The sequence below is a fragment of the Shewanella atlantica genome (assembly GCF_003966265.1).
Lineage (GTDB): Bacteria > Pseudomonadota > Gammaproteobacteria > Enterobacterales > Shewanellaceae > Shewanella > Shewanella atlantica.
The window spans coordinates 40,283-51,603 of the sequence record NZ_RXNV01000017.1 but is presented as its reverse complement, the minus strand read 5'-3'; the positions used below and the strand labels follow the sequence as shown (position 1 = coordinate 51,603).

Sequence of the window (11,321 nt, the reverse complement as noted above, 5' to 3'; positions counted from 1 at the left end):
ATATTTATCATCAATGGAGTCGATGTTCATGCCACTAGGTGAAGATAAAATTATCAGGAATCTACAAGAAAAAGGTAAAGAGGCGAGAGATATTTATCAAATATCGTCAGCAACAAATAACAGACTTTCCACCGATCAGGCAGAGATACAAGTTGGAATAAGTGATATCCACTTAGGCGCCAAGTTACAGCTGGAAGCGATCGCCAGACGTGGTTGGGATGAATTAGAGAGTATCACCGACAGAGATCTACGCACAAAGATGTCCAAACTGCGTCATTGGCGCAAAAGGTAGACACAAGAATATTGCTAGATACCGCCCCGGCATTTATGAGCCTTTCACTAAGGCTCTGTTCTCTTGATTTACTTAACCCTACTTTAATTAGATATTTGTATCGTTTATATCGTAAGCACAGCCAGACTCAGACTGGATACCAGCAGCACCAAGGCGCTTAGAGCGACAATTGTGCGCAGTGTTTTCTCAAACTCCATTGAACCTCACCCTCCTCCAACAAAACATGATGATTAAGATGCTGAAATTTTGCATTAAGTACCATGCTAAAACTCGTCTTGTTTAACCAGGAAAGGATATATTGCGTCACTGAAATAGGTCTTCAGTCCCATGTCTGTCTGTTCGATCAACATGGCCGCTAATCCGAGTTCATTGGCTAACTGTATCGACCTCTCCACACTCAAAATCATCATGGCGGTCGCAAACCCATCGGCTATGGCGCACCGGCGATGAAGCACGGTCGCCGATACTAAGCTACCCACTGTCGGCATCCCGGTTGTCGGATCTATGATATGACTCAGTTGTCTGTCATCGCTCTGGATATAATTCACATAGCTCCCCGAAGTCGCCATCGACATATCTTTAAGCTTGATAAGCTCCTGTATCTCCAGGCTGAATTTCTGCGGTCGGGTCACGGCAACTTTCCAATCTCTTCCTCTGACACCAACCCCACGTGTTCGCACCTCTCCGCCTACCTCTACCAGATAATTAACCACACCTGCGCCATCTAGCACTTTGGCAACTCGATCGACGCCGTAACCTTTCGCCACCGCCGAGGGGTTGATCTCCAGCCCTCTTATCACTTTAGTCACGGCTTGCGAGTCCAGGGTAAAGCCGTCCATGCCCGTTTTAGAGCGAGCCAGTTCCAGCTGACCACGGTCTTTATGTTGCAGCTCTCTGGGCTTAGCACCAAAACCCCAGAACTCGATCACGGGACCTAAGGTCACATCGAGCGCACCATAGGTTTTCGCCGATACGTTCCGGGATATCTGTAGCACATCCCAAAGCCTCTCAGATACCGGGATAGGTTTTCCGGTATCGTTCAGATTAAATTCAGATATTTCAGAATCTGCACGGTAAACCGACAGCGCACGGTTCACCCTCTCCAGCTCCAGCTCCACTAACGCCTTTACCTGTTGTTTTGTCACCAAACTGCCTGGCAGGCGCAGCTGTATCGTGTAGGTGGTCCCCATAGTATTACCGGTGATCTGCTCGATATTGATATGCGCCCATGCCTGAGACGCTAACAAAAGGGATATTAACCCACTCACACTCAACCATCTCATCACTAAGAGTCTCATACTGGCCTCATATTCAAGTTCAAAAACGGGTCTTATCGTGGTAAAAAAAATGCCGTTCACCTCAGTGAACGGCATATTATCGTTATGCAGATACTATCGATTATTGCGCAGCTGCTTCTTTACCAGCGATACGACCGAACACGGTAATATCTGTAATGGCATTACCACCAAGACGGTTAGATCCATGGGTCATACCGGTAACTTCACCGGCCGCAAACAGACCAGCAATCACCTTACCTTGGGTATCGAGCACACGGGTATGGGTATCTGTCATTAAGCCCCCCATAGTGTGGTGAACAGAAGGCTTAGCCACCAACATATAGAAAGGAGGCTTCATGATAGTCTTCAGTCCGCCACGATGATTAAACTCTTTATCATCACCCGCTTTAGCAAACTGATTTACACGGCCAACCTGAGCCATCAGTGCCTTCTCGTCGATACCAAACTTACTAGCCAGCTCTTCGATTGAATCAGCCTTATACATCATGCCTTTACGGTTAAGCTCGCCGAACTCATCTTTATGAACCGAGACAACACCGGCAATATCTTCAATCTCACCACCCCAAAGAACATAGGCCTGTTGCTCGGTCTGAGCCAGGATTGCACGGCTGATGACATCACGACGTTCCAACTCTTCGACGAAACGGTGACCTTCCTTGTTGACTACAATTGCCCCGAAGAAGCGAGAATCGGCAATCAAAGAGATCACACCGGTATCGATATGACAGATAGGGTATGTCTGAATTGACTCCATGTTATGAGTCTTTGCATTCAGCTTCTCAGCCATCACGATACCGTCGCCCATGATACCGCGTGCGTTGGTCGTACCGTAACGGTTATCCAACTCAGGGACATACTTGGTACGCATCGCCACGTTAGCACCGAAACCGCCGGTTGCCATGATCACACCGCGCTCGGCGTTATAGATGATCTTCTGGCCATTCTTCTCGGCTTCGACACCAATCACTCGTCCATTCTGATCTTTAATCAGCGCCGTTGCTGTCGTGCGGGTATGGATAGGTATCTGCAGTTCATCGGTTTTTGCCATAAACTTACTGATCCATTCGGCGCCCGTATGATTACGGGGGATCAGGGCACGCTTAACGCTGTGACCACCAAATTGGAATAGCTGATCTTTGTAGAAATCGACCTTGATGTAATCCCTTAGCCACTCTGCGGCAGGAAGTGCCTGCTCGGCCAGGAGCTGCACCATCTCAGGATCCCCCAGATAGTCGCCGCCCTTAAGAGTATCTTTAACAAACAGCTCGATGTCATCTTCGATGCCCATCTTCTTCTGCACCCAGTTACCCGGCACGTTCATCTGCCCACCGGTGATCAAGCTATTACCACCGACAGTTGGCATCTTCTCGATGATCACCACATTAGCCCCGGCATTTTTAGCCGTAATAGCGGCGCTGAAGCCTGCACCGCCTGAACCAATAACCACCACATCAAAATTCTGCTCACTGGCAAGCAGCTCTTTTGATTGTTCATTGTTCTTGGCCATACCGGCCACTAAGGTGACGCCCGCAGCGGCAAGAGAGGTCTCGACAGCTTCTTTAAACGCACCACTGGTGATCGTCGCACCACTGATACCGTCGACTTGGGTACTGTTATTGGCAATCATCGCATCTTTCATTTCAGTAAATACCGACGCCGCCAACACCTTATTTTCATTCTGCTTCAGGACACTGATATCGACCAGCTGGCCATTTTTAGTCTCAGTCTGAACTTGGATCTCTCCATGTTTACCGAATGCAGAGCCTTCACTCTTCGTTAGCTGGTCAGCCTCTTTTACAGAGCAGCCCATAACCAGTGCCACAATTGCACTGGCGATAATTGTTTTTTTAATCACTTTATTATTCCTGTTAATTCAGTCTGGTACTAGAAGGTAAAGCCAACTGCGACGCCATACTCGATGCCATCGTTAGGTGCCGAACCCCAGCTGTCGAAATGGGTCATATGCAACTTGGTATAGAGAGAATCGGTCATGCTTGTCTTTAGCGTGGTGATGATCTGGTGTCCGTAGCTGTCGTAGCCTAAGGTACTCATATGCTCTTCATCACGGTCGATCTGCCCTTCATAGTTGACAGACAGGGAGTGTTTAAGCCCCATAGCCGAGAAAGGATAACGAGCGTTGATCACCGCGGCATAGCCACTGATGCCGTCGAAGTTCGCTCCGGTAGGATCGAAATGGGCTGCAGAGTAGTTCAGGCCAACACCGGCATTGATGAAGAGATCGCCATACTTACGGTTGGTCGTAACACCCAGATAGAAATTGTCTTCCATCACTGTACGGTTAGAGACCAGGAAGTTCTGTCCCCAAAAGTTGTAACTTGTATCTGCAATCTGCTTATCGACGATTAGCAGTGACTTAACGGTCAGCTTGCCATCTTTACCGTGCTGAGCGTCTTTCACTTCACCCGGATTTTCAAGCTTCACATACGCCAGTAGCGTACCCCAGTCGGCTTTATTGAAATGTGTCAATTTAAGAAAAGGTTGGTCATATGCCCCACCGTTATCCGACTTAGTATCTGAGGTGTGTGCCTTGTATCCCAAGTCGACCGAGGTTGCGGACATTGCAGGTGCCATAACCAAGGCTGCCAATGCTGTGACAAGTTGCTTTTTCATTAAAATATTCCTTAATTTCAAGATTCCTGAATAGGATAAAGAAATAATTAATATTCTTTGTGAGCCAGCTCCATTAATAATTCCAACTCATATAAAGTGTGTGGGTTAGAGAAGTAAAACAGGCATAAAGTCAAACAACATAAAAAACAACTTCACTATCTATGTGAAAATTACGTCAAAATAAAATAAGTACTCAAATACTTTTGTGAAAATAACGTCAAAAACAATAGGCAACACGTAGGTTATATAAACAAATAACAAAATCATTCCCAGACAGTTGTTAATTCAGATTCAATTAGTTCAGAAATTAATATTAATTGAACAATATTAGCTAGTGAAGTTTCTAAAGTCTGTAATTAGAAAATACAGTTAAACACTAGAATGAGTAAAGTGTTTCACCCAGCGTAAAGAGCTCCCCCGACTATGAGCGCATTGTCATAACCAGGGACTCATGAGTCTTTATGAAGGGCGTATGATGAGCGTAGCCCTGAAGGAGTTATGATCGTTGCTGGTTGAGTAGTGCCAATTGAGCTGCTTTGCCAGCCTTTCAACCAACATCAAGCCCAGCCCGAATCCGCTGGAGTTATGCTGAGACAGCGGGTTGACGATATCGATTCGATTACCTTCCTGCTCAATGGCAATGCCTTTGGCACCATGTTCTAAGCTGTTACGCACCAAGTTATTCAACACAATGGTCAGGGGCTCCTTGAGCACGAACAGCTCTGTCTCATCGCACTTCAACTCTACCGGTACCTCACTTCCCTGAGCATATTTCTGATCATAGACGACGCGATTAAGCAGGTTTGACAGCTTTACATTACAGCTATCCATCGGACTGCAATCTGAACTCATTAGCCACAATAAGGTTTCGGTGATCGACTTCATCTGAGTCGTTGCCTGACTGGCATGTAGGGTAGGCCCTGTCAGGTGCCCTTGCTCCAGGGTCAGAATATCGAATGACGACTGACATATGGCGATCGGCGTTCTGAGCTCATGGCTGGCAAACCGCAGGAAAGATAGCTCGCGCTGCTGCGCCTCCTTGAGCTGTTTAATGGAGCTGTCCAATGCATCAACGATCGACTGCAACTCGGCATAGCACTGTTTAGGGAAGCGAAGCTGCTGCATCTTCTGCCAGTCGTGTTGTTTTATCGCCCTGCTAATCTCATGCACCGGCGAAATCACCCGGCTCTGTAGGTACCAGGCCAGAATGGCGTTCACGGTAAACGTCATGATGACTAACAGGCAGATGGCCGCCATATTTTTCGGCGCAAACTCAAGATCGTGAGTGGCGTTGTAATGCAGCCACACATAGCTCTCTTGACCATCTTGCCCCTGATGTAACATCAAGGCATCGATAAACTGCCCATCGGTATGTTGATGCTTCACATTTTGTGGCTTATCTGGAGCTACACCACCATTGATTGCCTTCACCCTATCCGGCACCGACTCCCAACTGGGGAATACCGTGATATTGTCCGTCTGAAAGACATTGTTTCTCGGGCTGGTATAGAGCGCTGCCGCTTGAGCCGCATTGCTCATGGTAATGTCATGCATGCTGAACATGCCGGTACACATCATGCACAACGGGATGAAACTATTGATAATCAGGGTTATCGCCAGGAAACATAGGCCATAGACCTGATAGACACGCTTTAAACTGAGCTTAGGCTTCATCTGTGTCTACCTTTAAACATAGGCCTATTCCCCGAATCGTATGGATAAGTTTCTGCTCGAATGGCTTATCGACAATTTTCCTAAGCAGATGAATATGACTTCGCAGGCTATCGCTGTCGGGTAAACTATCGGGCCAAAGTAGTCGCTCGATCTCCTCCCGTTCGACCGTTTCAGGGCTCCTGCGGGCCAGCAGAGAAAGGATCTGCCATCCGGTGCGAGATAGTGCTAACTGCTGACCTAGCCTGTGTGCATGATGCCCGGCAAAGTCTAAGTCCAGCTCTCCGATTGAGAGTAACTTGGGGGAAGGTCGCCGCTGCGAGACCACTCTAAGGCGCGCCACCAACTCAGCCATTGCAAAAGGCTTCACCAGATAATCATCGGCCCCAACCTCAAAACCTGACAGTCTATCCTGCAGGTTACTCCGCGCCGTGAGCATGATGATAGGTGCGAGAATGCACTGCTCTTTCCATTTTTTACACGCACTAATACCGTCGCCATCGGGCAGGTTCAGATCGAGTATTATCGCATCGAAAGTACGACTGAATATGACCTGTTCGGCCTGAGCGAGTGTCTCGGCATAATCACACTCGATCTCATTTAGCTCCAGATAATGAATTATATTCTTGGCCAGCAGACGATTATCTTCGACGAGGAGAACTAACATGCGCTATATAATTTCCAGTTGATGTGCAATGTGAACCAAATTAGCCCTGTTACTGGCCGACAACTTATTTCTCATGGATTCGAGATGGTACTCCACACCACGAACCGTAATATGCAGTTCCTGTGAGATCTCATGATTATGGAGTCCTGTAGCCGCCATTTTTAACGCCTTGATTGCCGTCTGGTTAAATAGATTATTTTGCCGATAAGGATTTATTTCATTATGAAAATGCTCAAACAGACTCATCTGAGCGTGCTTGAGTGTGGGCTCTAAACCGGTCAGGTCTAACTCATCGAAAGAGTGCTTGGACAGCAAGGTGAAACGCCCGCTCCAGGCGTCCGATGCAAAATGTTTCAACGGCCAACTCAGAACGGTATTGACCCCATAACGATTAAAGAGTTTTCTCGCTTTATTCGGCTGCCCATTTTCGCACAGAACATAGCAATAGGGGGACTCCAGCCGCAAGGCTTCGCCAAAGTTAATATCTGTAGGCGCGACGCGTGTCACGTATTGCTCATGTAACTGCTCAACCTTAGGTGATGAAGCAAACACACCTCCACGACTTCTCAGCACCCTTCGTGTCAGCAGGCTCTTTCGACTGTTCTTCAGGTAATCTTGATAGGCACTCTTGGCAACACCCTGAAACCAGAATCCACCGAAGCCATGTTCGGCAATAGGAAGCTTAATGTTATTGAGAATACTTTCGGCCAGAGCGTTGCTTTCGCCAGTCTCACACTCCGGAAAGAATGTTAATTTTTCCATTTCCTCACCATCTCACACTCAATCAGCATTATCTGCAGTCATTTTAAATTCAGAATCACAAACCTGAGTTATAAACCAGAGCTATAAACCAGAGCTACAAACCAGAGCTACAAACCAGAGCTATAAACCAGAGTTACAAACCAGAGCTATAAACCAGAGCTACAAGCAAAAGTTACAATTTGTAAAACTCGTAACCATAACCTTACTTAAATTGCGTTAACCGATAAACGCTCTTAACGGGGATCTTCTAACTACACAACAAAAACACAAAATTAAAATTTATCACCTCCAGTTTTGACGCAATTTTGACGTACCTTACTTTATACTCATCTCTCCATTGCCTTAAACACCCTATGTTATAACTGCAAACAGGGCTAAGCTTGGTCCATTCGTTTGCCGTTCCAGCATTTAAAAGTACCTGCATTTAAAAGTACCAGTATTTAAAAATAAGAATACCAAAGAGACATCAGACTCAATGAGCTGGTGAGTCCTATAATATCCACGTCACCCTCTTCGGCGATAACGTATAGCTCAGCTCTCAGACAACACCTCCATACCGCTAACTGTCGCTAAAAACTGCATCTCCTCGATTTAACACCTTAATTAACGAGCTTAGATTAAATCCTGCCTCTCTCCTTACCCATTCGGCGAAGTCGAAATATATCAAAGTGCCATAACAAACCTCCATTACAAACCCAAGCAAAACCAACGCTTTCGCAAACCTCGAATCATATCACCAACGAAGCCGCCGTTTACAAGCAAATCAAAGAGCAAAAACAGCAGATAACACCTAAATAAAATACATTCAATTACAAGAGGGGAAATGCAAGCGTTCTCATGTGAAAACGGAACACCTCCAAGCTCACCATATTTAATATTGGGGTGCTCGACACACGCACAAACAACAAAAACCCTACTAAACACACACTTAAAGACCAAAGGCCTAAGTTAAACAATAATTAACCTGCCAGATACCAATTCTTCTTTACTTCCAAACAAAAGAGATTTAAATTCGCGAAAAATTGGGCTGACACCGAAAAATCAGACTCCAACACCAAATCAATCAAAAGCCAGCTAAATAGCAACCTTAAAGGAGTTAAAGTGAGAAAAATAAGCATCGAACAGTCAATAAACAGCATTTTAGTTCCAGTATCTGGACTATCATTTTTTGCTGTTGCTTCTGGTTTTTTAATGAGTCTGATCCCACTTTCATTACCGTCATTCGGACTCAGTGAGTCTCTGGTGCCCTGGCTGGCCAGTATTTTTTATCTGGGCATACTGACAGGTGCAACCAGCATCCAGAATCTGGTATCGAGAACCGGACACAGAATCGCACTGGTCATCTTTCTTAGCACGCTGAGCCTGACGATTATCGCTATGTTGGTAATGCCCGATGCGAGGGTATGGTTAATGGCAAGATTCATAGCAGGCTTTGCCGTTGCCGGAGTATTTGTAGTGATCGAATCCTGGTTATTGATGGCCGATAGCAGCAAGCAGAGAGCTAAACGTCTGGGCTTATATATGACTTCACTCTACGGCGGCAGCGCCTTAGGACAGCTGGCTATAGCTCCTGTAGGTATCGGTGGTATCACCCCATACTTAACCGTTATCGGGCTATTGATGCTGGCGATATTGCCGCCGTTACTGATAAAGCGTGGTCAGCCAAGCTGCGAGCAGCACCAAAAGATGAAGCTTTGTGAACTGAAGGGAATGAGCCGCCCGGCCATCTTGGGGTGTTTAGTATCTGGTTTATTGTTGGGCCCGATATATGGCCTAATGCCTGTGTATATCAGCAATCAGGTTCAGAGTGCAGGCCAGACGGGTATGCTGATGGCGGTTATCATTTTAGGCGGAATGTTAGTCCAGCCTCTTGTCAGCCATCTCTCTACACGGGTAAGCAAAAGCCTGTTAATGGCACTGTTCTGTCTGTTCGGTACATTAGGTGTAATTGGCGTGTTAGAGGCGCAAAGTTTTGTGGTTATTGCTACCAGCTACCTCATCCTCGGTGCCTGTAGTTTTGCTCTATATCCGATTGCAATCACATTGGCCTGTGATGCGCTACCGGTGGCAAAAATAGTCTCAGCAACCGAAATTATGTTACTCAGCTATAGTGTGGGTTCAGTATTGGGGCCATTGTTCGCGGCGAATCTGTCTGATTCCCCCGATGGCATCATCTTCTATCTGGGAGGCTGTCTCATCACAACCTGCATCTACATGTTGATAAAAAGCATGCAGAAAACCCACAGCGAGCAGTGGCCACTCTCGCAGTGACAGGACTGGTGGCAGGAGCTATAAGATAAACGAGGGCGCTTTCGATTCGGAAGCGCTTTCTGGGATCACTCCCCGATAGACATCGTTAACGGGTATTACTGATTAATTTATCCGTGGATAGTCGTTCTTAAAAGCAATTAGCCGGAGCAAAAACGGGACACCGCTTCACTCCGGCCAATGGTTATCGGTTGCTTATTACTGACTACTGGTTTTAATAACTATTTGCCAGTAACTCAGGCTTACAATAACTCTGGCTTACCCCTTACTCATAACCGTGGCGACTCACTTCTGACCAGTGCTTATCCACCTCCTCCTTGAGAAACGCCTTTTTCTGCTGAGTTAAGGTATCGAGTGATATCCCAACCGCCTTATGAGCACTCTCCTTGGTACTGATATCCGGGTAATTAACCTCTTTCACCTCAAGCATTTTTAAGATCTCCGCCAGCGCTGTGCGTGCATATTTGGCTTGCTCGATTGCGGTGTCTAACAGCTCACGCCCCTCACTTGGGTTGTGGGCATATAATCCGTGGGATGCCATGGCAAAATCCCAACGCCATTGTGAATGGCGAATAGCCATAAGGGCGTCATTGATGATAGGCCAGGTCGCACCTGCATCCCAGGCCGCCTGCGCCTCATAATGAGCCTTAACCAATAGTCCTTCCACCTCTCTGGCCTTAGCTTCTATCTCATGTTTACCCGTTTCCAGCGTCTGCAGTAATGCCGCCTTATCTCCGTGGCACCCCTGACAAGCTTGAGAGTAATGCTCTAACGCCTTACTGACTTTATGGCTGGTAAATTGATTCCCCTTATCATCACTGGTAGCGGGCATATGACAGGTAATGCAAGTTACGCCCTGCTTGGCATGCTCACTTCGGCTCCAATGTTCAAACTCAGGGTGACGTGCCTTGAGGATAGGCGTCTTAGAGATAGGATGGATCCACTCATAGAAACGTCTGGTGTCATAATACTTCTCGATATCATCTGCATTGTTGCCAAAGATCCAGGGAATATTGACCTTGTTACTGCGTTCAGGCTGAAAATAGTAGCTCACATGACATTGACCACAAACCTGTGCCCCCTGCATATTGATATCCTGCTTATCGAACGGTATATGAGCCTTAGTCATGGCGTCTTGTGCATGTGGACGTGGCAATGCCAGCTTGGCAGAGCCTTTCACATGACAATCGGTGCAGTAGACCACACTCTGAATTTCGGTACCTAAATCGGTAAAGTTTTTCGCCGAGAAGCCTTCGACACCGAGCTCACCGATTAAGCGGGGAACATCCGGTGATTTACAGGTCCAACAGCTGGCTGACAGGCCTTTCTCCCCCTCAGCCACCGCCACTCCGGTACGCAAAGTATGAGTAACATCGGCGACGGCAAAGTGATGGCCTCGGGGGCTATGATACTCTTTTGCAAAAGAGGAACCTGCCCACAAAATAATGGCAGCGGGATAACTCGCCAGCATATCTTGTCGCTCGGTCTGCTCAGATGTGGCCAGCCAACTCTTATACTGGTTGGGAAACTTCTCCTGCATGGCGTTATCGAGCTTAGCATCGACACTCTTCCCTTGCGCTCCTGCAGATACTGGCAGACTAACAGCAAAAACTGAGAAGCATAGACTCAGAAACGCCAGCGCCTTCATTTTATTTTTTTGTATAGAGATCATCTTAAATCCAACATTTAATAGGTAAAACAGATAAAACATCTTTCATCGAAAGTCAGCCAT

The 11,321-nt window shown here is 46.8% G+C and carries 9 protein-coding genes; 2 read left to right on the top strand and 7 right to left on the bottom strand.

The features are described 5' to 3' along the window. Positions 1 to 28 precede the first annotated feature (28 nt). Complete coding sequence (locus tag EKG39_RS20800; RefSeq protein ID WP_246028583.1) at positions 29 to 292, top strand: hypothetical protein; 264 nt, start codon at positions 29 to 31, stop codon at positions 290 to 292. A 263-nt stretch (positions 293 to 555) separates the two neighbouring features. On the opposite strand, the gene EKG39_RS20795 is transcribed toward EKG39_RS20800, so the two are convergent. The 6 genes from EKG39_RS20795 to EKG39_RS20770 form a co-directional block, all read right to left on the bottom strand. Next, positions 556 to 1,590, bottom strand: a complete 1,035-nt coding sequence (locus EKG39_RS20795) for an FAD:protein FMN transferase (RefSeq protein WP_126507920.1) — start codon at positions 1,588 to 1,590, stop codon at positions 556 to 558. 100 nt (positions 1,591 to 1,690) lie between these two features. Next, complete coding sequence (locus tag EKG39_RS20790) at positions 1,691 to 3,445, bottom strand: flavocytochrome c (protein ID WP_126507919.1); 1,755 nt, start codon at positions 3,443 to 3,445, stop codon at positions 1,691 to 1,693. Between the two features lie 29 nt (positions 3,446 to 3,474). After that, positions 3,475 to 4,221, bottom strand: coding sequence for an outer membrane protein OmpK (locus EKG39_RS20785; protein ID WP_126507918.1), 747 nt, complete (start codon positions 4,219 to 4,221; stop codon positions 3,475 to 3,477). A gap of 459 nt (positions 4,222 to 4,680) precedes the next feature. Continuing rightward, positions 4,681 to 5,895 carry a sensor histidine kinase gene (locus EKG39_RS20780; protein ID WP_126507917.1) on the bottom strand — a complete coding sequence of 405 codons (1,215 nt, stop codon included), beginning with the start codon at positions 5,893 to 5,895 and terminating at the stop codon, positions 4,681 to 4,683. Continuing rightward, positions 5,885 to 6,559: a response regulator transcription factor gene (locus tag EKG39_RS20775; protein ID WP_126507916.1), complete on the bottom strand. Its 675-nt coding sequence runs from the start codon at positions 6,557 to 6,559 to the stop codon at positions 5,885 to 5,887. The genes EKG39_RS20780 and EKG39_RS20775 overlap by 11 nt, the downstream gene beginning before the upstream one ends. Before the next feature lie 3 nt (positions 6,560 to 6,562). Further along, on the bottom strand, positions 6,563 to 7,321 hold the full coding sequence (locus EKG39_RS20770) for a response regulator transcription factor (protein ID WP_126507915.1): 759 nt from the start codon (positions 7,319 to 7,321) through the stop codon (positions 6,563 to 6,565). 1,101 nt (positions 7,322 to 8,422) lie between these two features. On the opposite strand from EKG39_RS20770, the gene EKG39_RS20765 reads away from it, so the two are divergent. After that, positions 8,423 to 9,592 carry an MFS transporter gene (locus EKG39_RS20765; protein ID WP_126507914.1) on the top strand — a complete coding sequence of 390 codons (1,170 nt, stop codon included), beginning with the start codon at positions 8,423 to 8,425 and terminating at the stop codon, positions 9,590 to 9,592. Positions 9,593 to 9,854: 262 nt separating this feature from the next. Here the strand turns inward: EKG39_RS20765 and EKG39_RS20760 are convergent, their stop codons facing one another. After that, positions 9,855 to 11,129: an ammonia-forming cytochrome c nitrite reductase subunit c552 gene (locus EKG39_RS20760; RefSeq protein WP_246028585.1), complete on the bottom strand. Its 1,275-nt coding sequence runs from the start codon at positions 11,127 to 11,129 to the stop codon at positions 9,855 to 9,857. Positions 11,130 to 11,321 lie beyond the last annotated feature (192 nt).

What these genes read in the sequence shown, in the direction of transcription:
- EKG39_RS20800 (WP_246028583.1), top strand. Translation starts at nt 29, where the DNA reads ATGCCACTAGGTGAAGATAAAATTATCAGGAATCTACAAGAAAAAGGT.
- EKG39_RS20795 (WP_126507920.1), bottom strand. Translation starts at nt 1,590, where the DNA reads ATGAGACTCTTAGTGATGAGATGGTTGAGTGTGAGTGGGTTAATATCC.
- EKG39_RS20785 (WP_126507918.1), bottom strand. Translation starts at nt 4,221, where the DNA reads ATGAAAAAGCAACTTGTCACAGCATTGGCAGCCTTGGTTATGGCACCT.
- EKG39_RS20780 (WP_126507917.1), bottom strand. Translation starts at nt 5,895, where the DNA reads ATGAAGCCTAAGCTCAGTTTAAAGCGTGTCTATCAGGTCTATGGCCTA.
- EKG39_RS20775 (WP_126507916.1), bottom strand. Translation starts at nt 6,559, where the DNA reads ATGTTAGTTCTCCTCGTCGAAGATAATCGTCTGCTGGCCAAGAATATA.
- EKG39_RS20770 (WP_126507915.1), bottom strand. Translation starts at nt 7,321, where the DNA reads ATGGAAAAATTAACATTCTTTCCGGAGTGTGAGACTGGCGAAAGCAAC.
- EKG39_RS20760 (WP_246028585.1), bottom strand. Translation starts at nt 11,129, where the DNA reads ATGCAGGAGAAGTTTCCCAACCAGTATAAGAGTTGGCTGGCCACATCT.